The organism is Acinetobacter sp. F16 (assembly GCF_052712855.1).
On the sequence record NZ_JBRATK010000009.1, the window covers coordinates 1 to 21108 of the forward strand.

Consider the following 21108-nt stretch of genomic DNA (forward strand, 5'->3'; position numbering starts at 1 on the left):
ATAAGCTAAAGTGTAGCTATGAGGGTGCAGTTGCATTAGCTTGTGTATTTATTTGGCTACCTTTATCGGGTAAATTCTATACTTGAAATGTCAACAGACCCTATTTAGAAAGAATTAAAAAAGCCACTTTAGATAGTCCCTCTCAACAAACAAGAGGAATATTTAAAGTGGCTTCGCAGTCTGGGTAAAATTAAATTTTACCGTGACATTGTTTGTATTTTAGACCTGAACCACACGGGCATGGTGCATTGCGACTTGCAGGTGGAATAATGTTCTGCTCATCGACTGGCGTATATTGTGCATCCAGATCTTCTGCCGTATCACCGATTAAGCCATCCACTTCCGCATGAGAAAGATTTAACTGCATCGCTTCAGCTTGAGCCTGTTTTTGTGCTTCCATTTCAGCCAATTCTTCAGCTGTAGGCACATGTACACGTGAAAGGTCGGTGATCACATCCGACTTGATCACCGCAAGCATATTTACAAATAAGTTAAATGCTTCTTTCTTATACTCTTGCTCTGGATTTTTTTGTGCATAGCCACGTAAATGGATGCCTTGACGCAAGTAATCCATCGCCGCCAAATGTTCTTTCCAGTGACGATCCAAAGCGCTTAACATGAAATGACGTTCCAGCATGGCTGCAGATTCATCACCCATTTGTTGACGACGATCACGATAGCGGTTCACGATTTCATCAGAAATACGTTCAACCAAGGCTTCTTCATCTAAACGACGGTCTTGTTCCAACCATTGATTCACCGGCAAATCAATGCCCAGATCATCACGCAATGCACGTTCTAAACCGTCAATATCCCATTGATCATGAATTGATTCAGGTGGAATATAATTAGCAATTACACCTTTGATCACTTCGTGATGCATTTCTTCGATATATTCTTGCAAGGTACTTTCAGCAAGCACTTCATCACGCTGTGAATAAATAATCTTACGTTGTTCGTTATTCACGTCATCGTATTTCAACAAGTTCTTACGAATGTCGAAGTTACGTGCTTCTACTTTACGTTGTGCATTTTCGATCGAGCGTGACACCATTTTGTGTTCAATGGCTTCATCTTCTTGCAAGCCCATCGCACGCATCATGCCGACAACACGATCACCCGCGAAGATGCGCATCAAGTCATCTTCAAGCGACAAGTAGAAACGTGAAACACCCGGGTCACCTTGACGTCCGGCACGACCACGTAACTGGTTGTCGATACGACGAGATTCGTGACGTTCTGAACCAATGATGTGCAAACCACCAGAACTTAATACCATTTCATGGTTTTGTTCCCATTCAGCTTTTAAGCGTGCTTCATCTTCAGCAGTATGGTTTTCAATTTTGGCAAGTTTGGCTTTCCAGTTACCACCGAGCAAAATATCGGTACCACGACCTGCCATATTGGTGGCAATGGTCACCGCATTTGGCGAACCCGCTTGCGCAATAATGTCAGCTTCGCGCTCATGTTGTTTTGCATTCAACACTTCGTGGGCAATACCGGCTTCTTTCAGTTTATCAGAAAGAATTTCCGAAGCTTCGATGGTGGCGGTACCAATCAGGATCGGTGCAACACCTGCTTCGTGAATATTTTGGATTTCCTGAATAATCGCGTTGTATTTACCATTACGATTTAAATAAATTAAATCGTTTTGGTCATTACGAATCATTGGGCGGTGGGTTGGAATCAGCACCACATCCAGACCGTAAATTTCTTTCATTTCCGCAGCTTCAGTATCAGCAGTACCGGTCATACCTGAAAGCTTTTTGTATAAACGGAAATAGTTCTGGAAAGTCGTGGTTGCCAAGGTTTGGTTTTCAGGTTGGATTTCCAGACCTTCTTTTGCTTCAACGGCTTGGTGCAAGCCTTCTGACCAGCGACGGCCCGGCATGGTACGACCGGTATTTTCATCAACAATGATCACTTCACCATCATTGATGATGTACTGAACATTACGTTGATAAAGATAATGCGCACGAATAGCAGCAGAAACATGATGAACCAAGTTCAAGTTAGCCGACGAATACAAGCTCTCGCCTTCAGCCAGCAAGCCCATTTCAATCAATTCTTGTTCAACGGTTTCATAACCGACTTCTGTCATTTCAACAGAACGTTGTTTTTCATCAATCCAGAAGTGACCACCATCTGGTACTTTTTCTTCTTTTTGCGGGGTCAATTTTGGTGGAATGCTATTGATTGCAGCATAGAGTTGTGAAGAGTCATCACTTTGACCAGAAATGATCAAGGGTGTACGTGCTTCATCAATCAGGATCGAATCGACTTCATCGATAATGGCATAACTTAAGCCACGCTGTTTTTTCTCAGCCAGCGAGAACACCATGTTGTCACGAAGATAGTCAAAACCAAATTCATTGTTGGTACCGTAAGTAATATCTGCACGATAGGCTTCGGCTTTTTCGCTCGGATTTTGCATTGAATAAATAATACCAATGCTTAAACCCAAGAATTCGAACAATGGACGGTTCAGCTCGGCGTCACGTTGTGCCAAGTAATCATTCACGGTGATGACATGCACACCTTGACCACTAATCGCATTTAAATAACATGCCAAGGTACCCATCAGGGTTTTACCTTCACCAGTACGCATTTCTGCAATTTTACCTTCGTGAAGAGTAATACCACCAATCAGCTGTACATCGTAATGACGCATCCCCATGATTCGTTTTGCCGCTTCACGACAAACCGCAAATGCTTCAGGCAATAATTTATCCAGGCCATCGCCCTTGTTATATCGTTGTTTGAATTCTTCAGTTTTTGCAGATAAGTCTGCATCGCTTAGTACAGATATCGTCGGCTCGAGCGCATTAATCTTATCTACGATTTTACGCATGCGTTTGAGTTCGCGCTCATTTTTGGTACCGAAGATGCCTCCGATCAGACTTGCCAACATGAATAGACTCTCTAAATCTTGCTTGTCGAATGAATAAATTTTTTCTCAGTCGTTATTATGGTGCTAGAAATTTGAAGTACAAGGGTTTTGCACAAAACCCATAAAAAAATTCTGATCATTTGTTCTAGCACATGACAGCTAAGGAAAAACAATGTAACAAATTTTAAACAGCCAATATAGTCATTAAATCCGTCATTTATACAGATTTTACAAATCAGACCCTGCTTGTATATTCTATTTACTCATAAAGAAATACAAAAACGCTATTTTCCTTGGAAAAAAAAATCCGCCATATTAGATCTCATCAAAGTTTATAACAAATAATTTGAGGCAATAAAAAATGGCATTACGTCTAGGCGATACCGCACCAGATTTTGAGCAGGACTCAAGTGAAGGCACCATTAATTTCTATGACTTTTTGGGTGACAGCTGGGGAATTTTATTTTCCCACCCTGCCGACTACACGCCAGTCTGTACCACTGAACTTGGCTATACCGCAAAGCTGAAAGATGAATTTGATAAGCGTGGCGTAAAAGCCATTGCCCTGTCGGTTGATGATGTTGAATCACATAAAGGCTGGATTAACGACATTAACGAAACGCAAAACACCGCAGTAAATTTTCCAATCATTGCCGATCAAGACCGTAAAGTGTCTACGCTGTATGACTTTATTCACCCGAATGCCAGTGAAACCCTGACTGTGCGCTCTCTGGTGATTATTGATCCAAACAAAAAGGTGCGTCTAATTATTACCTATCCTGCATCTACGGGCCGTAACTTCAATGAAATTTTACGTGTCGTCGATTCACTCCAACTGACGGATAAGCATAAAGTAGCGACCCCTGCCAACTGGCAACAAGGTGAAGATGTGGTGATCGTACCTTCTCTTAAAGATGAAGAAGAAATCAAACAACGTTTCCCTAAAGGCTATACGGCAGTTAAATCTTATTTACGCTTGACGCCACAGCCTGAGCAAAACTAAAAGCACTGCTTTTTAGTTTTGCGCAAGGCAAACAAAGTGCGCAGTACAAAGCACTGCTTTAAGTATTCGCAAGACAAGCGAAGCGCGTAGTTTCACTTATGAAGCACCGCTTTTTAGTTTTGCGCAAGAAGACGAGAAGTCGAATCTCAATTGTCAGGAAATAAATCAGTGACTTTCGCTCCAAACGCAATATGAACAACAATGCTAAAAGTCAGGACTAAAATGACGAGCCAGATTCTGATCTTGCTAAGGCCTGTCTTAGGACGGGCTTTTTTATTGGGCTAATCAATTGAATTACAAAATCAAGTTGGTGTTTATATCAGCGACGGTTTATAAATACGCCTAATCATCTTAAGAATAAATATTGTGATTTATAAGATTCATCATTTGCACTGTGGCACGATGTGTCCGGTTTGCGGTCCACTGTTTGGACAAAAAGGTTTACATGCCAAAGTGGTTTGTCATTGCCTGCTGCTCGAAACCGATCAAGGACTGGTTCTGGTTGATACTGGCCTGGGCATACAGGATTATCTGCATAGCAAAGCCCGCTTAGGCAATCTGGTTTCGCGGTTAGGCCGGATAGAAAACAACTTAGAACTGACTGCCATTGCCCAAATCCAGCGCTTGGGCTTTAGCTCGCAAGATGTCAGGCATATTCTGGTTTCACACTTGGATTTTGATCATGCTGGTGGTATTTCAGATTTTCCGCATGCCACCGTACATGTGCTGTCCAGTGAATATAATGCAACGCAAAATTTCTTTTCCCTAAAAAATAGAGCACGTTATAAGACCCAACAATTTAAACAACATCGTTACTGGAATTTCATTGAACCCGAACAAGGTGAAGCCTGGTTTAATTTGCATCAAGTGCAAGGCTTTAACTTATTTCAGGATGAAATTTTATTGATTCCGCTCTTGGGTCATAGCAAAGGACATTGCGGGATTGCCATCAAACAAAAGGATGGCTGGCTGTTCTTCTGTGGTGATGCTTACTATTCACACCGACAGCTCAACCCTAAAAACAAACTCCGAACTTTAGATAAACTGGAACGTGTCTTTGCTGAAAATAATCAGATGCGTGTAGACAACTTACATAAAATTCAACAGCTGGCACAAACTGAAAAAAGCATTGAAATCATTTGTGCGCATGATCCAGTCGAATTGGAACGTTATCTCACATGAATAAAAGACGCATGAATAAAAAAATAGTGGTTGCCGTTTTACTGAGTAGCTCAAGTTTGGTGGGATGTATCACCTCACCCGCACTTTCCTTGGAGCAGCGTCCTCCACACTGGGGAACCATGCTGAACCAAAAAGATAATTCTTATCAAATTAGCGAGCATGTATTTCGTAGTGAGCAGCCCACGGCTGAACTGGTTCCACAATTAAAAGCACATGATATTGATGTGGTCATTAATTTAAGGTCACGAAATAAGAATCTGGCTGTGCTGCCCTCCACGGATTTTAAATTGGTTCATGTACCCATTCATACCTGGACCATGTCGCGTGAGGATTTATTGCAGGTCATGCAACAGATTCAGCAAGCCAAAACCTTAAATCAAAAGATTCTGATTCATTGTTATCACGGTTCAGACCGCACCGGTGCAAGTGTAGCCATGTACCGGATTATTTTTGAAAACTGGAAAATTGAGGATGCACTGAATGAAATGAAACACGGTGGTTACGGTTTTCATCCGGTTTGGATTCATATTGAAAAAATATTCAGCCCTGAAAATGTAAAATGGATTCAACAGCAACTGTCGAATCCATTTTAATTTTGGCTTAAGCTCAATTTAACGCTTATCGAGTGGCACCCATTCAATCACCCAAGCCGATTTCATATTCAGGCTCGCATCATTGTTGATTTTCTTACGTGCAGCATCTGCTGCATCTCGGTTTTTCGATGGGCCAACCATAATTCGAACACCTTTCGATGTTGGACTCTTGGTAACCTTGTAACCTTTGGCACGCAACTTGGATGCAACGGCGTCTGCATTGGCTTCATTGGCTGCCAAAGCCACTTGTACCATCCATTGTTTGTCGCCATTTTCCAGCAGATCACGTGCTTTTTCAGCCTCAGCTTTTTTAGCAGCTTCAGCTTTTTTCTTCGCTTCTGCTTCATGCTGAGCTTGTTCTTTTTTCTTTGCTTCTAGCGCTTTCTTTTCAGCTTCGTGCTTTTCAGCCGCTTTACGTTTTACCTCGGCATCATGTCTGGCTTTTTCGTCAGCAGCTTTTTTCTCTGCTGCTTTCTTCTCGGCCGCTTTTAGATCCGCTGTTTTTTTATCAGCTTCGGCTTTACGTTTATCTTCAACTGCTTTCTTATCAGCATCAGTTCGCTGTTGTTGAGCTTTCTGCTGATCTAACTTTTTTTGCGCAAGCAGCTTTTCATCAGCTAAACGCTTTTGTTTCACCTTTTCATCTTCCACCAGTTCAGGCGGAATATTATCCGAGCTTTGCTGTGCGCCAGCACGATGGGCATTTAAAGCCGCATATTCTTCTGCCGCTTTACGTGCAGCCTCAGCTTCAGCCTGTTGCTGCATCACTAAAAATTCAGCGGCACGTGCTTCTTGTTCTGCAACCGCTTTTTCGCGCGCACGGCGTTGCTCTTCAAGTAAGCGCTTTTCTGTTTCCACATCGACTGTTAAAGCCTGCAGCTGAACCATTTCGCCTTCTGTACCAGGCTTTTGCTGCGTGACTTGGGCTGCAAGCTCCGGGGTTTTAAGTTCGTTTTGATATATTTCTTCTTTGCCTTTCAGGAGCAATGCTGTCAATAAAACACCACCACCTAATAAAACAACGCCACCCATCCAGCGTTGTTTGCTATTCATTGACATTCTTCCAAATACTCCCACACCGCTTCTAAGGTATGAAATGAACCACATACCAAGATCAGCTGATTATTTTTAGTTTCATTCAGCGCTGATTTAAAAGCCAATTGAACACTTTCGAAGTGCTGTACTGTTTCACCCTGTAACGCTTCATCGAGCTGTTCGATTGCAGCTGCCCGCGGAACCGTTAATGGCGCAATTTTCCATGTTAAAACAGTATCTTTCAATAACTCTGCGACAGAATTGATATCTTTATCGGCCAACATGGAAAAAACACTGATCACTTCTGTGTACTGTTTATTGTATTCCAGGAATTTTCGCAACTGATTTAACAAAAATTCTACGCCATGCGGATTATGTCCGGCATCAAAGATCACCGTTTTACCCTGAATCTGGCGGATTTCAAAGCGACCTTGCAAGCGTGCCTGCCGAATCCCTTGCGCAATTGCCTCTTGAGTCACGGTCAAGCCACTGACCAAAATCGCAGCCACCGCCGTGGAAATATTTTCCAGCGCCAAAGTGCCTGTCGGTAATTTTAAGGTCGTGCCGGAAGAGGCAAACATCCACGACTGACCATCGTCAGTATATTGATAGAAATAATCACGATCAGCTACGTATAAGGTTGCATTGCATTCATCGACTTTATTTTGAATGGCTTGCGGCAAAGTTTGCATACCGGCAAAGATCACAGGAATATTCGGACGAATAATTCCGGCTTTTTCAAAGGCAATTTTTTCAATCGTGTCGCCCAGCCAGTCGGTATGATCGAGACCAATATTGGTAATTACGGCGACATCAGGATCAATCACATTGACCACATCGAGACGACCGCCGAGTCCGACTTCCAGCACCCAGACATCACATTGCTTGGTTTTAAAAATAACAAAGGCTGCCAGTGTGGTGGCTTCAAAGAAAGAAAGGGTGAGATCGCAATCACGACGGGCTTGATCCACTTGCACAAACGCATCCACCAAGGTCTGGTCATCCACCTCAATGCCCGACAATTTCACCCGCTCGTTAAAACGGTAAATATGCGGTGATTGATACAAGCCGACCTTATAGCCCTGCGCATTTAGAATGGCCGCCAAAGTGGTTGTGGTTGAGCCTTTACCATTGGTTCCCGCTACGGTCAGGACTTTTGCCTGTGGATGTGTCACACCCAGCTTTTCAGCCACTGGAATGACGCGTTCCAGACCTAAATCAATCCCCGTAACGTGAACATGGCTCCAATAATCGAGCCATGTGTTTAAAGAGTCTGTTGCAAGTGGTGCTGTGTTCAAGGCAAATTCATCAGTTTCGCGACAATACGATATACAGTATCACGTAATGCGTGACGATGAACAATTTGATCGATTACACCATGATCAAGCAAATATTCTGCACGCTGGAACGGTTCTTCCAGTTTTTCACGTACGGTTTGCTCAATTACACGTTTACCCGCAAAACCAATCATGGCTTTAGGTTCAGCGATATGTACATCACCTAACATTGCAAGTGAAGCGGTTACGCCGCCATAAACTGGATGGGTTAGTACCACTAAATACGGCAATCCTGCATCTTTCATACGCTGAATCGCGGCTGCAGTACGGGCCATTTGCATAAGTGACAACATGCCTTCCTGCATACGCGCACCACCAGATGCCGCGAAACAAACTAAAGGCTGTTTCTCTTTAATGGCACGCTCAGCGGCTTGCACAAAACGGTCACCGACCACAGTACCCATTGAACCGCCCATAAAGTCGAATTCAAATGCACATGCGATTAAAGGAATGCCTTTTAGCAAACCTTGCATGACCACTAATGCTTCAGTTTCACCGGTTTTCTTTTGCGCTTCAGACATACGGTCCGGGTAGGCCTTGCTGTCGACAAATTTCAGTGGATCTTTGGCAACAAATTCCTGACCCAGTTCATTTTGCACCTGATCGAAGAACCAGTTTAAACGGTCGCGTGCTTTCATACGCAAATGTTCGTCGCATTGCGGACAAACATAAGCGTTAAATGACATCGCGGTACGTGTAACCAGTGCGTGACACTCAGGGCACTCAATAGTTGGCTCTGTAAAGGTTGCTTTGAGTGCGGTTTGCTCATCGGGGGTGTGAATACCCGGAACATGACGTTCCGTCCACGGCGTCGCTGGGCTAAGAATTTGGCCTGCTTTCACTTCTTGATTCATACTAACTCATCGAGCGCAGCTCGAAGCTCCTTGACTTTATTAACCGTTTCAACAACAGCTTGTTCTGGCGCCAGGTTGGCAAATTGTTTGACAAAAGTACTGCCCACAATAACCGCATCAGCCGCTACACCCATTGCTTTCGCAGAGGCCGCATCGCTAATACCAAAACCCACACCAACAGGAATATCAGTCACAGCTTTAATTTTCTGGATACGGGCTGCCGCTTCAGCTACATCTAAAGTTGCTGCACCGGTTACCCCTTTCAAGGACACATAATAGATAAAGCCGCTGGCTTGTTTCGCCACATACTCAATACGTTGATCAGTAGAGGTCGGTGCAAGCAGGAAAATTTGATCCATGTCGAATTTTTTCAACACATCACCCAAAACTTTTGCTTCTTCAGGCGGTAAATCCACTAGAAGTACACCATCTACACCGCATTCATTCGCATAGGACACAAACTTTTCATAACCAATCACTTCGACCGGGTTTAAATAACCCATCAAAACCACGGGTGTTTCTGTATCTTTCTGGCGGAACTCTTTCACCATGTTCAAAGCGTCTAGGGTATTGGTTCCGCCTGCCAATGCGCGTTCTGCTGCAAGGGCAATTACCGGACCATCTGCCATAGGGTCTGAAAATGGAAGTCCAAGTTCAATCACATCTACCCCTGCCTCAACCATTTGATGTAACAATGGAACAGTTACTTCTGGATGAGGGTCACCAGCCATTACATAAGAAACTAGCGCTTTACGCTGCTGAGATTTAAGCTGTCCAAAACGAGTGGCTAAACGTGACATAAGGCTATGCTTTCCTTGAATTATTTAAAAACTGAGGAGTTGGCTTTGTAGAAATACAAGACAACGCATTGTAACGCTATTTTTTACCCATTGAATAGAGTGCAAACATTTCGCGCTACATTAGACTGACAATCTCATTTTTTCAGAACAATCCGAGTACACCATTTACTGATATTTACGATTTTTTCTCAATGATCAAAGATGCCTAATTTTGCTATTTAAAAAAATATCCAATATTAAGATAAACTTATTTTTATTGGTAAAAAATTGATAAAAATAATTGAGTTAGCTTTTACATTTAAAGTTTTATCTAATAGCAAAACCTGCACTATACTACGCACGATTTTTATTTTTCTTATTTTATATGACTCCCGAATCCCAAGGTAAAGTGCAGGCGCGCGCGCTGGCACTGCTACCTCTTATTGTATTTTTAGCCATTTTTTTAGGCAGTGGTCTCTATCATTCCCTCATTGGCACCGAGTTTGCTTTTTACCAGGTTAAAGCACCTGTGGCGGCTCTGCCGGCCATTATTCTTGCCGTATTACTTTACCGTGGAAAATTAAATGCAGCCATTGATGAATTTCTAAAAGGTGCCAGTCATCCCAACTTAATTCTAATGTTTATGGTGTTTATGCTGGCCGGGGCATTCGCCAGTACCACAAGTGCCATTGGCAGTGTCGATGCGACCGTGCAATTGGGCCTGTCAATTATCCCGCCGTCCTTTGTCCTGCCAATGCTGTTTATTGTTTCGGCATTTATCGCAACCGCGATGGGGACTTCCATGGGCACCATTGCTGCCTGTGCGCCGATTGCTTTTGGTTTTTCCCAAGTCACCAATATTGAAGCCGTCTATGCCATTGGTGCGGTGGTTGGCGGTGCCATGTTTGGTGATAACCTGTCGATGATTTCAGACACCACCATTGCCGCAACCAGCAGTCAAAAAGTTCAGCTACGCGATAAATTCAGAGTCAATGTCTGGATTGCGGTTCCTGCCGCGATCCTGAGTATTTTGATTTATGCATTGATTAGCCATGATTCACAAACCATTGCATACAAAGATTATGACCTGTGGCTGATTTTGCCTTATGTGGCGGTGTTCTTTCTGGCTTTCTCACGCTTGCATGTACTGGCGGTTTTAACCTTAGGCATTGTACTTTCAGGTCTGATGGGCATTATGGTCAGCCCCGATTTTGGCGTCTTAAAACTCAATACTGCGATTTATGATGGCTTTGTAGGCATGTTCGAGGTTGCGCTGCTTTCGATGTTCTTGGGCGGTTTATCTGCGATTATGCAAAAAGAAGGTGGACTGCAATGGCTCATCCAACGCATTTACAGTATCACCCGTTTATTTAAAGTTGGACGCCAACGTGCCGGTGAACTGGGATTAAGTTTTCTGGTGATATTCGCCAATTTATTCGTTGCCAACAATACCGTTGCAATTATTTTATCTGGCGATATGGCCCGTGAAGTGGCCAAGGAATACGGCATAGACCCGAAACGTGCTGCAGCATTGCTCGATATTTTCTCCTGCGTGGTACAGGGCTTGATTCCCTACGGGGCGCAATTACTGCTTGCCTGCTCTATTGCGAAAATGTCGCCTATCGAGCTAATTGGTAATATTTACTATTGCTGGGTATTGGCCATCATAGCGATCTTGGCCATTGCATTGCGTTTCCCTCGATTCAAACCTGCTTAAATCCATCTACATTTCAAAAGCGACTCAAAGTGGTCGCTTTTTTATGACTCAGGTGATGCTTTCAGCTGTTGTTTTCTTTGTAATAAGGTGTGGTCGCTATATGCTTTATAAGCACGTGCCAAAGCGGACTGATCCGAATAGCCCAATTGCATGGCAATATCGGTCAGTTGCATATCCTGCTGCAGCAATTGATCACAACGTTTCATACGTTCCACCTCAACAATCTTTTTAAACGATGAACCGAGGTCATTCAATTGTCGCTGCAGTGTCCGTGCAGATACATGCAATTCATTGGCAATCTGCTCAATTTTGGGTGCACTATTTTGCACACGTAAATATTCAGCCACCCGCAGATGAATGTGCTGGTCTAAACTTTCATAACTGGGCCTGGAAGCAATCGCTTCTTCTGCCTGGCGCAGTAAAAGTTGCATTAAAGAAGGGTCAGCTAGTTCCGATTTTAAATCCAGACTGTCAGAACTAATCACAAAAGAATATTGGGCATGACCAAAGCTGACTTCACAGCCAAAAAACTTTTCATAATGATAACGTGCCATTTGCGGTGCATGCGCAAACTGCATACTCAGCAATTGCAGCGATGCTGGAAAAATTTGCTTGCCCAAATGTGCCATACATGCCGAAGTCAGCTCATTAATCATCGCATATCGTTCATCATGGAGCGGCCAGGAAAGATAAATCTCTTTATCCTGATACAGCATTTGCATCGGAATGACTGCTGCCCCATCAATCACCAAGCGGCTAAAACGAATAATATTGTGCAAAGCTTCGGCCACGCTATTACTACGTGAGGCCATATAACCCAACACACCAAAATGTTCCGGACGAATCAGGCGGGCCATTTCCAGAACCAGTTCCGGGCAATGGACATGTTGACGGGTGAGTTTCACCACATCAAGAAAAAATGAATAAGTCGATTGCGAATCGATAGGCAGGGACAATACATGACGCAATTGCGCTTGATGCTGCTGCAAAAATGGCAAGGCAAAAATATCTATTTCTTGCTGCAGCAAATACATATTCAGCAGCTGAAAATAACCATTGGGAATCTGTAGTTCTTGCACAACACATCCTTATTTTTTTGACATTTTAAATTTTCAACTTGGCGTAAAATGTATAAAAAATGGCAAGTACTGTCAAAACAAAATTGAAAAAGCCCGACATACTGCATTCATCCAAGGCGATTGAAGTAAAATAAAATGAATGCTCTTGCCCAATATCAAGTTGAACCGGTGGTTCGCAGCAATCTTGACTTTAAACTGAATGAAGTGCCGCGTTTTTGGTTCGGAGGTGATCCGTTTATTACCCGCATGTTCGATGCGCTCAGCCTGACTTTTCCCGACGGTGAACGCTACTTTATTCAGTCGGTACGTTTGTTCCGCGACCAGATTACCGATCCAGACTTAAAACGGCGTGTCGCTGATTTTATCCGTCAGGAAGCGCAGCACGGGATCGCACATGAGAAAATGAATCAGGTTCTAAAAGATCAGGGGATGCCTGTTGATCAATTTATTCAGCGTTTAACTAAAATATTTAAGTTTGAGCTGGAAAAGCGTTCACCGCAATACAACATTGCCATGACGGCTGCGGCCGAGCATCTGACTGCCTTAATGGCAGAAACCTTTTTTAGTTCTAAAGCGACAATAAGAGAGGGCCATCCTTATGTTCGGGCACTGTTTGCCTGGCATGCGATTGAAGAAATGGAACATCGTGATGTGGCGTTTGATGTGATGAAACAGGTGGGAAATGTGCCGGAGTCTATGCGCAAATTCACACTGGCATGGACAACAGCCTTAATGTTCGGCTTTACGCTTTACCGCGCCAATGTGATGTTAAAGTATGATGGCTTCACACCCTTGCAACGCCTGCAAATGAATATTCGCGGCCTACCGTGGTTCTTTGGGAAAAATGGCACGCTCAGCAAAATGAGCAAGCAATATCGAGACTGGTTTAAAAAAGACTTTCACCCTAGCCAGCATCCTGTGATTGCCCAATATGATGTCTGGGTAAAAACCTTGGAAGAAACAGGTGATCCAATCCAAGCTGGAGAAGCGTTTTGGCAGGCAGCTAAAGACTAATCATATTTATTGTATTTAGCACTCACCTCATACTTATTGTATTTATCAATCACCTAGTCCGTATAAATATGGACTAGGTTTTTATCATTTTACAATGTATTACCACTTGGCATAATGCTGTTCTAACAAGCCATATTCATTTAACAAAATAATTTCCTGATCACCTTGCTGAATGGTTCCGCTAATTTTGGCTTGCCATTGACTGAACTGACTGCCGACCAGTCTTAGATTGAGGTTTTCATAGCGTCGCCAACCTGTTTTTACATCCAAATTTAGCTTTTCATCCAGTGAACGAATGGTCCAGCGATCATCCTCCTGATGCTGAAATAAAATGTCGCTTAGGGGATATAAAACACCATTCATCCACAAGCAGTTTTCGTTACCAAAACTTTCATTTACTCCGGATGCCAGATTCAATCCGATACGATTATTTTGCGAATCCCAAAAATTACAGGACAACCAGAACCAGGCTGTTTCAGGACGTAAAAAACCACAGGTGTCATCGAGTGAAGCAAAGGTTTTTTCATGAAACTGTATGGTTTGACCCTGCTTATTTATGAAAAAACCCTCACAGCCCAAAGTTGTGAGTTTTTGGGTATAAGTCCAACCATTAATCCCTGTCGGGCTACACATGCTTAAAGGATCTGTACCTGCACAAAAGATCCGCGCACTTAGCTTGATTTCACCATGTTTAGTCACATGGATATAACGCACACCATTGGCATGTTGAATATCGATTTGAAAAGGTGACTTGGAGAAAAAACTCTGGTTATAAAGCGGTTGCTCATCAACCACGGTATGCCGCGAAAAAAAGTTAATTGCATTCCACTCTAAAACTTCAGAACGCTGATGATCATAAATATAGAAAAAACCATGTCCTGCCCATGCGATATCGGCTATGGCCAGACCAATGGTGTAATGTTCATGTTGAATACAGCAAAATTTAAATTTTTTATATTTTAACCGTTTACGCCAGCCTTTTAAGACTTCCCCATAAGGCGTCTTATACTGGTACTTATTTAAATCGATGGTCTTTGGGAGAGTACTAAAACGTCCATAATGCGGTTGTCCATTTGATTGAATCAAATCCATTTATCAAATTCCATCTAGCGAAGAGATCACAAATCCTTAACCTTATTATGCCCATATAAATTCAACTTAAAAGTATCAACACCCTTCTTTTCGTCGAAAATATATAAAAAGATATATTATTCCTAGATGTTCAATATTTTATAAATACAATTTATTAATCAAGTAGATATAAATCATTGATCAGATAACATTAAATACGTATTTTCCCATCTATTTCCACTAAATTCACCTTGCACCAATTGCACATAACGGCCATGCACTTGATCGATCGCGATACAATCGTCTACATCCAACACACGGTCGGTATGCTGTTTTTGCCAATGCTGTGCAAAGTATGCTTTACCACGTTGTTTTGCCACCATGGCATTTTGCGCCACCACCAAAATATAGCGATGCAATTCACCAAACTCTCGAGCATCATAACCACCCAAATTAATTAAAAACAGCTTTTGTTCGGATGAATTCGGTTGTGCGTTGCTGAATTGAATTTGATATTTTTGACCCTCAAATTCCACGCCATTGATTTGTGCCCAAGCATCGATGTGCAAGCCTTTTTGCTCACCAAACCATGCATTTTTAAGTTGAGGATAGATTTCTTCAAGAGAATCACCGACTGCCAGTACAATATCATGAACTTCTGTATTGGCACGGGCATGGCGACCACCGAGCATAACCATATATAAATTTGACATTAATTTACCTGCTCAGTACCTACTAACTTTTTATATTCCATAATTTCTAAACCTTCCTGTACATACATTGCCCCTCCACTAATTCCTCTAAAAACAGTAGCCGCATTAACAGTATAGGCATCGCAATATTTTAAGATATCAATAGCCCATTTACATGGAACTGAAACTTTAATCAGTAAGTTAACCTTTTTCTCTGCTGCCAATTCATTTAAGTTTTGAATTTGTTCATATTTACTTAAATTCTCATCAAAAGTTAATCTAGCCCCTCTCATAATTTTTTGACGGACTAAAGTAAAGCAACCTTGTTGGGAAGAAATATTCTGATTTATACTTTTCGGCACTTCAATGATTTCAAATATTTTTTCATTATATTCATTTAGTAAGTTCTTCTTCTCCGTATCAAAAATCCATATCGACATGAGCCCATCTAACTTCCTCATTTTTACAACTTGAGATGCCGCAAAATAGCAGGCAATTAAAGAATTTTTAGTCCAATCTAAAAACTCTGTATGCACACCATAATGCTGTGCATAAGCAATTAATTCATATAATTTAGTATCAGGCCATTTAGTACTATCTCTAACAACCCTATCATCAAAATCTTCTAACCATTCAGAACGAAATTCGAATGAATCAAAAGGTACAATTGATGAATTTAGATCACATCCACGCACAAAATTTTTCAAGTGAACCCAATGCATAAAACAGATACCATCATATGTATCTGAGAGGATTTCCTCTCTTGATATATTTCGATATAAACTTGGAGTCAACTCCCAACTTGAATCTGCTTGTCCTCTATAAATATATTGATCATTTACACTTCCCAAATATTCTTTAACATTCTTTTTATCAGGTCGAATTAATTCAATAAACTCTTCTACTGTATCAACAATTAATTCTTTAAATCCCAACCCCTCTTGAATTTCCATCAGTACTTTTCCATTCTCTACTTTTCTCCAACCATATAAAAAGAAAGCCCCTATTTTAGGAGCTTTCTTTCATAATATAAAATTACATCTCAACCATTTCTACGCCATCAATACGCGCAACAGTCATCAAGTCTTTATCACCACGACCTGAAACCGTCGCAATAATAATTTGATCTTTAGACATGGTTGGCGCAAGTTTGGTCACATAAGCCATGGCATGTGCACTTTCTAGCGCAGGAATAATCCCTTCAATCTGGGTTAAATCACGGAAACCTTGCAGCGCTTCCTGGTCATTAATTGGCACATATTTCACGCGATCCATATCTTTTAAGAAACTGTGTTCAGGACCCACACCCGGATAATCCAGACCGGCTGAAATTGAATGTGTTTCAATGATCTGACCTTGCTCATCCGACATCAAATAAGTACGGTTACCATGCAGTACACCGACATGACCTGCGTTTAGCGGCGCAGAGTGTTTACCGGTTTCAATACCATGACCTGCTGCTTCAACACCGTACATTTTCACATCGGTATCGTTCAGGAATGGATAGAACAAGCCCATCGCATTAGAACCACCACCGACACATGCAACCAGTGCATCAGGCAAACGCCCTGCTTGCTCCTGAATCTGTTTACGTGCTTCACGGCCAATGATTGACTGGAAGTCACGAACCAGTTGCGGATAAGGGTGTGGACCAGCCACAGTACCAATTACGTAATACGTTGAATCAACATTGGTCACCCAATCGCGCATCGCTTCGTTCATGGCATCTTTCAATGTTTTTGAACCGCTTTGCACAGGCACGACGGTCGCACCCAACAAACGCATGCGGTATACATTCATGGCTTGACGTTTAACATCGTCTGCACCCATGAATACCACACATTCAAGTCCTAAACGTGCAGCGATCGTAGCTGTTGCTACACCATGCTGACCTGCGCCCGTTTCGGCAATAATCCGTTTTTTACCTGAAAGTTTAGCCAGTAATGCCTGACCAATGGTGTTATTAATTTTGTGCGAACCGGTATGATTTAGGTCCTCACGTTTTAAGTAAATTTGCGCACCACCTAACTCTTTAGACCATCGTTCAGCATGATAAAGTGGACTAGGACGACCTACATAGTAGGCTAAATCACGGTCGAATTCTGCCAAAAACTGTGCATCATTTTTCATGCGGAAATAGAGCTTTTCTAGATCCTCTAATGCTGCCATCAGTGTTTCTGACACAAAACGTCCGCCATGGATACCGAAATGCCCACGCTCATCGGGGAATTGGGTATAGTCAGTCACCTGATCTTTCTGATTAACAGTTTGCTGATCCACGCTGGACTCCTTGCATAAAGTGTTCAATGAGTTGTTGGTCTTTTATACCTTTTGCGGACTCTACGCCTCCGCTGACATCTACTGCATAAGCCCTAGTCGTCTTTATAGCGTCTTCAATATTTTCAGGTTTTAAACCACCTGCCAAAATTAAAGGAACATTCAGTTTTGGGAACTGCGACCAATCAAACTGGTGCCCTGTTCCACCTTTAAGCTCAGGATGCCAAGAATCCAATAATACTGCGCTTGCACCTGCGTTTTGGTAGCTTTTTATGGCTTTTATGATATCTAGCTCAGGTTTAACCTGAATAGCTTTATACCAACGGCGCTTGGTTTGTGATGCAATCTGCTGACATTGCTCTGCGGTTTCATCACCATGAAACTGCAAAATATCCAAAGGTACGTGTTCTAGAACCTGAGTGATTTCGTCAGTTGTCGCATTCACAAATAAACCTACGATTTGTACATAAGCAGGAATATGCTTTGCCAGCTCTTGGGCGTGTTGAATAGTCACACTTCTTGGGCTGGGTGCGTAGAAAACAAATCCAATCGCATCCACCCCTGCATTTACAGCAGAATGTATATCTTCTATTCGTGTTATTCCGCAAATTTTGGCACGGGTTCGCATACACTTCGCTCTAATTCTTTGGCTAAAACTTTGCCCGACTTATAGTCAGTCTATAAATATGGGGGCGAATCATTGTAATGCAATTTTAAAAGCTTGAGTAAAGTTCATCCGGAATAATATTGACATAGATTGTCTAATGTAGACACAAACCTTATACTGCGCCCAATTGCAACGAGTCCAAGCTCAGGCTTTAGGGAAGTTGGTGAGAATCCGACACTGCCCCCGCAACGGTAAAATGAACAACATATCTTTATAAGCTCTCACTTACACCACTGCAGAAATGTGGGAAGGTGGATATGCCAATATTGAAAATCAATATTTATATTTAAGTCCGGATACCTGCTTGTTGCGCCCTCAAACTCAATCATTCACGGGGGGTGAATGTATGGAGCGTAAAAACATGCCTACTCTTTTTCAACCTACTGCACTCGTAGGTGCGATCACCATTGCGATGGGTTTTTCAACTGGTGTTTCTGCAAATGAAACGCCTGCTAAAACTGCAGTAAATTCAGCTTTAGAAACTTTGGTTGTTACAGCCACACGTTCTGAAGAAAAAATTGAAAATATTCCTTCAAGAATTTCCCTTATTGAGCCTCATATTGTCGAGCAATCTCCCATTGCCTCTTTTCCTGACCTGTTAAAACATGATGCCGCGATTAATATGGTGCAAAATGGAGGGATGGGACAACTTGCAGATATGTATTTACGCGGTACGGAATCTGACCACACCCTGATATTACGTGATGGTATTCGGCTAAATAACCCCTCATCTGGTACAGCCAATTTAGCCTTTATTGATACAACTGATATTAAACAGATTGAAATATTGAAAGGTCCGGCATCTGTACTTTATGGCACAGATGCAATTGGTGGTGTCGTGCAACTGGTTTCTAAAAAACCTGAGAAAACCAGTGCATTTATGACGGGTGAAATGGGCGAACACCAAACCTATAAATCAGTCATTGGCGCAGATTTATTTGAAGATGGCTTTTATGCCCAGATTCGTGGACAACGCCTAGAATCTGATGCAACCCAAGTCACCAACCAAAAAACAGATAGCACTGAAACAGCCTCATTTGACCAAAAGGGTTATAGCGCCAAACTGGGCGTAGAAAAACAGCAATTTGCTGCATCTATAGATTACAGTACAAATAAAGGTACAAATTTATATGATGCCTATGCGTTTGATGGCAGCTTGCTTAAACAAGATTTTGAAAATGAAATTGTCAATTTACGCGGTCGCGTTAACGTTTCAGAAAATATTGAACTGAATGGACGAGTATCTCAATTCAAAGATCAGGTCGATCAAAAAGATTCGACTGATTTTGTGCATAGCACAACACAAGAAGCTGAACTCTACGGCAAATGGAACTTTAAACCTCAGCACAGCCTCCTTACAGGTGTAACGCACCGTAATCTTGATGGAGATATTTTATCCTATGGAGCACCTTATACTGAAGATATCGATTCCACTGGATATTATGTGCAACATCAATTTAATGGTGAAAAGCTGAATACCCAAGCCGGTATACGCGTAGAGGACAATGAAAAATATGGCACGCATACCGTAGGCCAAGTTGCGGCGCGCTATCAATTGTTTCCATCAACGAGTGTATATACCAACGTTGGAACAGCTTTTAAATCTCCAACCTTAAATGAACTCTACAATGCCTGGAACGGCAACCCTGATCTTGCTCCAGAAGAAAGTATTTCTTATGAAGCAGGGATTGATCAAATTTTACCTTTCGGCTTTAAAACAGGTTTATCAGCCTATCATACGGAAGTTGAAGACCTGATTAACTCAGAAAACTACGGCCCACTGGAGAATATTGCTAAAGCCACCTACCAAGGGGGTGAGTTATATCTAGCTTGGCAACAAAATGATTTATTTGCTAAAGCCACTTATAGTTATGTGAAACCCGAAAACGGTGAAACTCACCAAGATTTAGGCCGTCGCCCTCGTCAAGGTTTAACTTTAACGACGGGTATCCAAAATGAAATATATGGTCTTAGTGCCTCTTTAATTGCTAAGTCTCACTCAAAAGATTGGGACAAAAATTACCAGAATCCCGGTTATGCAACAATAGATATGAATGCATATTGGAATGTAAATCCGAATGTTAAATTGTTTACCAATATTCAAAATATTGGCGATGTAGAATATAAAGCATCTTATCAAGATCAAGGCTACTACTATGTCAATGGTGGCCGCCTTGCCTCTGCCGGTGTAACGTTCAAATACTGATTCCAGCCAAGTTTAAGTAAATACTTTTGAGGATAATGTCATGCCTATGGCATTATCCTTTTTAAATTGAAATATCTAAAAATGAAGGACATATCTATGGGCCACCGTTTAAGTAAAATTTATACCCGTACAGGCGATTCAGGCACAACTGGACTAGGCGATGGTTCTCGTGTAGCCAAAGATGATTTGCGCATTGCTGCTTTGGGCGATGTTGATGAACTGAACTCTTGTATTGGTGTTTTACGTTCACAGATTGCCATCAGCTCAATTGAAGACAAAGCCCCTTGGGATAAATCGCTGAGCCTGATTCAACATTGGCTATTCGACCTGGGCGGTGAAGTCTGCATTCCAAACTACAACATGGTCTTACCTGTTTCAGTTGAATTTTTGGAAAATGAAATTGACCGCATGAATGAAGCATTACCTATGCTGAAAGACTTTATTTTACCTGCAGGCACACTTTCATGTAGCTATGCCCATCAAGCACGTTCCGTATGTCGCCGTGCTGAACGTAGCCTGATGACTGTACAAACTCGCGATCAAAATATTCAAGCGACCTCATTGCAACTTTTAAACCGTCTTTCTGACTGGCTATTTGTAGCCTCACGTACCTTGCAGCGTGCTGAAGGTGGCTCTGAAGTGCTATGGCAGAAAAATATTAATGAGACGATCTAAGCTCAGTGCCAGTGATTTATTCGTTTTTTGATTAAAA

18 protein-coding genes, 1 pseudogene and 1 riboswitch are annotated in these 21108 nt (G+C 42.1%); of the genes and pseudogenes, 8 read left to right on the plus strand and 11 right to left on the minus strand.

Annotated elements, in window-relative coordinates:
- Positions 1-86: pseudogene (locus ACU0NF_RS06970) on the plus strand (IS5/IS1182 family transposase); the annotation flags it as partial.
- Positions 87-190: 104 nt separating this feature from the next.
- On the opposite strand, the gene secA reads toward ACU0NF_RS06970, so the two are convergent.
- Complete coding sequence (gene secA / locus ACU0NF_RS06975) at positions 191-2911, minus strand: preprotein translocase subunit SecA (protein ID WP_445660599.1); 2721 nt, start codon at positions 2909-2911, stop codon at positions 191-193.
- A 340-nt stretch (positions 2912-3251) separates the two neighbouring features.
- On the opposite strand from secA, the gene ACU0NF_RS06980 reads away from it, so the two are divergent.
- The 3 genes from ACU0NF_RS06980 (at position 3252) to ACU0NF_RS06990 (ending at position 5668) form a co-directional block, all read left to right on the plus strand.
- Complete coding sequence (locus ACU0NF_RS06980; RefSeq protein WP_445660600.1) at positions 3252-3893, plus strand: peroxiredoxin; 642 nt, start codon at positions 3252-3254, stop codon at positions 3891-3893.
- Positions 3894-4259: 366 nt separating this feature from the next.
- Positions 4260-5075, plus strand: a complete 816-nt coding sequence (locus ACU0NF_RS06985) for an MBL fold metallo-hydrolase (RefSeq protein ID WP_445660601.1) — start codon at positions 4260-4262, stop codon at positions 5073-5075.
- 11 nt (positions 5076-5086) lie between these two features.
- Positions 5087-5668 (plus strand): dual specificity protein phosphatase family protein, encoded by a 582-nt coding sequence (locus ACU0NF_RS06990; RefSeq protein ID WP_445660679.1) that lies wholly within the window; start codon positions 5087-5089, stop codon positions 5666-5668.
- 18 nt (positions 5669-5686) lie between these two features.
- On the opposite strand, the gene ACU0NF_RS06995 is transcribed toward ACU0NF_RS06990, so the two are convergent.
- Genes ACU0NF_RS06995 through trpA form a run of 4 tightly spaced genes read right to left on the minus strand, consistent with a single transcriptional unit; the run spans position 5687 to position 9694 of the window.
- Entirely contained in the window at positions 5687-6727 is a 1041-nt protein-coding gene (locus ACU0NF_RS06995; RefSeq protein ID WP_445660602.1) for an SPOR domain-containing protein, read from the minus strand.
- On the minus strand, positions 6718-8001 hold the full coding sequence (folC, locus tag ACU0NF_RS07000; protein WP_445660603.1) for a bifunctional tetrahydrofolate synthase/dihydrofolate synthase: 1284 nt from the start codon (positions 7999-8001) through the stop codon (positions 6718-6720). The genes ACU0NF_RS06995 and folC overlap by 10 nt, the downstream gene beginning before the upstream one ends.
- A complete protein-coding gene (accD, locus tag ACU0NF_RS07005; RefSeq protein WP_131268126.1) occupies positions 7998-8894 on the minus strand; it encodes an acetyl-CoA carboxylase, carboxyltransferase subunit beta in 897 nt (298 codons plus the stop codon). The genes folC and accD overlap by 4 nt, the downstream gene beginning before the upstream one ends.
- Entirely contained in the window at positions 8891-9694 is an 804-nt protein-coding gene (gene trpA / locus ACU0NF_RS07010; RefSeq protein WP_131316976.1) for a tryptophan synthase subunit alpha, read from the minus strand. The genes accD and trpA overlap by 4 nt, the downstream gene beginning before the upstream one ends.
- Before the next feature lie 364 nt (positions 9695-10058).
- Here trpA and ACU0NF_RS07015 point away from each other — a divergent pair, with 364 nt between their 5' ends.
- Positions 10059-11390, plus strand: coding sequence for a Na+/H+ antiporter NhaC family protein (locus ACU0NF_RS07015; protein ID WP_445660604.1), 1332 nt, complete (start codon positions 10059-10061; stop codon positions 11388-11390).
- A 41-nt stretch (positions 11391-11431) separates the two neighbouring features.
- On the opposite strand, the gene ACU0NF_RS07020 is transcribed toward ACU0NF_RS07015, so the two are convergent.
- Positions 11432-12469 carry an AraC family transcriptional regulator ligand-binding domain-containing protein gene (locus ACU0NF_RS07020; protein ID WP_445660605.1) on the minus strand — a complete coding sequence of 346 codons (1038 nt, stop codon included), beginning with the start codon at positions 12467-12469 and terminating at the stop codon, positions 11432-11434.
- Positions 12470-12604: 135 nt separating this feature from the next.
- Between ACU0NF_RS07020 and ACU0NF_RS07025 the strand changes: the two genes are divergently transcribed.
- Positions 12605-13483, plus strand: coding sequence for a metal-dependent hydrolase (locus ACU0NF_RS07025; RefSeq protein WP_445660606.1), 879 nt, complete (start codon positions 12605-12607; stop codon positions 13481-13483).
- Positions 13484-13582: 99 nt separating this feature from the next.
- On the opposite strand, the gene ACU0NF_RS07030 is transcribed toward ACU0NF_RS07025, so the two are convergent.
- The 5 genes from ACU0NF_RS07030 to ACU0NF_RS07050 all read right to left on the minus strand — a co-directional run bounded on the left by ACU0NF_RS07030 (position 13583) and on the right by ACU0NF_RS07050 (position 18151).
- On the minus strand, positions 13583-14575 hold the full coding sequence (locus ACU0NF_RS07030) for a DUF2804 domain-containing protein (protein ID WP_171538885.1): 993 nt from the start codon (positions 14573-14575) through the stop codon (positions 13583-13585).
- Between the two features lie 173 nt (positions 14576-14748).
- Positions 14749-15267: a DUF1543 domain-containing protein gene (locus tag ACU0NF_RS07035; RefSeq protein ID WP_445660607.1), complete on the minus strand. Its 519-nt coding sequence runs from the start codon at positions 15265-15267 to the stop codon at positions 14749-14751.
- Positions 15267-16199, minus strand: coding sequence for an FRG domain-containing protein (locus ACU0NF_RS07040; protein WP_445660608.1), 933 nt, complete (start codon positions 16197-16199; stop codon positions 15267-15269). Before ACU0NF_RS07040 ends, ACU0NF_RS07035 begins: the two co-directional genes overlap by 1 nt.
- An 82-nt stretch (positions 16200-16281) precedes the next feature.
- Entirely contained in the window at positions 16282-17526 is a 1245-nt protein-coding gene (gene trpB / locus ACU0NF_RS07045) for a tryptophan synthase subunit beta (RefSeq protein WP_131383198.1), read from the minus strand.
- Positions 17507-18151, minus strand: coding sequence for a phosphoribosylanthranilate isomerase (locus tag ACU0NF_RS07050; RefSeq protein ID WP_445660609.1), 645 nt, complete (start codon positions 18149-18151; stop codon positions 17507-17509). Before ACU0NF_RS07050 ends, trpB begins: the two co-directional genes overlap by 20 nt.
- A gap of 156 nt (positions 18152-18307) precedes the next feature.
- Positions 18308-18512: riboswitch (cobalamin riboswitch) on the plus strand.
- Positions 18513-18551: 39 nt separating this feature from the next.
- Here ACU0NF_RS07050 and ACU0NF_RS07055 point away from each other — a divergent pair.
- Entirely contained in the window at positions 18552-20396 is a 1845-nt protein-coding gene (locus tag ACU0NF_RS07055) for a TonB-dependent receptor plug domain-containing protein (RefSeq protein ID WP_445660610.1), read from the plus strand.
- Between the two features lie 96 nt (positions 20397-20492).
- Positions 20493-21071 carry a cob(I)yrinic acid a,c-diamide adenosyltransferase gene (locus ACU0NF_RS07060; RefSeq protein WP_445660611.1) on the plus strand — a complete coding sequence of 193 codons (579 nt, stop codon included), beginning with the start codon at positions 20493-20495 and terminating at the stop codon, positions 21069-21071.
- Positions 21072-21108 lie beyond the last annotated feature (37 nt).

What these genes read in the sequence shown, in the direction of transcription:
- ACU0NF_RS06980 (WP_445660600.1), top strand. Translation starts at nt 3,252, where the DNA reads ATGGCATTACGTCTAGGCGATACCGCACCAGATTTTGAGCAGGACTCA.
- secA (WP_445660599.1), bottom strand. Translation starts at nt 2,911, where the DNA reads ATGTTGGCAAGTCTGATCGGAGGCATCTTCGGTACCAAAAATGAGCGC.
- ACU0NF_RS07055 (WP_445660610.1), top strand. Translation starts at nt 18,552, where the DNA reads ATGCCTACTCTTTTTCAACCTACTGCACTCGTAGGTGCGATCACCATT.
- ACU0NF_RS07025 (WP_445660606.1), top strand. Translation starts at nt 12,605, where the DNA reads ATGAATGCTCTTGCCCAATATCAAGTTGAACCGGTGGTTCGCAGCAAT.
- ACU0NF_RS07015 (WP_445660604.1), top strand. Translation starts at nt 10,059, where the DNA reads ATGACTCCCGAATCCCAAGGTAAAGTGCAGGCGCGCGCGCTGGCACTG.
- ACU0NF_RS07060 (WP_445660611.1), top strand. Translation starts at nt 20,493, where the DNA reads ATGGGCCACCGTTTAAGTAAAATTTATACCCGTACAGGCGATTCAGGC.
- accD (WP_131268126.1), bottom strand. Translation starts at nt 8,894, where the DNA reads ATGAATCAAGAAGTGAAAGCAGGCCAAATTCTTAGCCCAGCGACGCCG.
- ACU0NF_RS07040 (WP_445660608.1), bottom strand. Translation starts at nt 16,199, where the DNA reads ATGGAAATTCAAGAGGGGTTGGGATTTAAAGAATTAATTGTTGATACA.
- ACU0NF_RS07035 (WP_445660607.1), bottom strand. Translation starts at nt 15,267, where the DNA reads ATGTCAAATTTATATATGGTTATGCTCGGTGGTCGCCATGCCCGTGCC.
- trpA (WP_131316976.1), bottom strand. Translation starts at nt 9,694, where the DNA reads ATGTCACGTTTAGCCACTCGTTTTGGACAGCTTAAATCTCAGCAGCGT.
- ACU0NF_RS07030 (WP_171538885.1), bottom strand. Translation starts at nt 14,575, where the DNA reads ATGGATTTGATTCAATCAAATGGACAACCGCATTATGGACGTTTTAGT.
- ACU0NF_RS06995 (WP_445660602.1), bottom strand. Translation starts at nt 6,727, where the DNA reads ATGTCAATGAATAGCAAACAACGCTGGATGGGTGGCGTTGTTTTATTA.
- ACU0NF_RS06990 (WP_445660679.1), top strand. Translation starts at nt 5,087, where the DNA reads ATGAATAAAAAAATAGTGGTTGCCGTTTTACTGAGTAGCTCAAGTTTG.
- ACU0NF_RS07050 (WP_445660609.1), bottom strand. Translation starts at nt 18,151, where the DNA reads ATGCGAACCCGTGCCAAAATTTGCGGAATAACACGAATAGAAGATATA.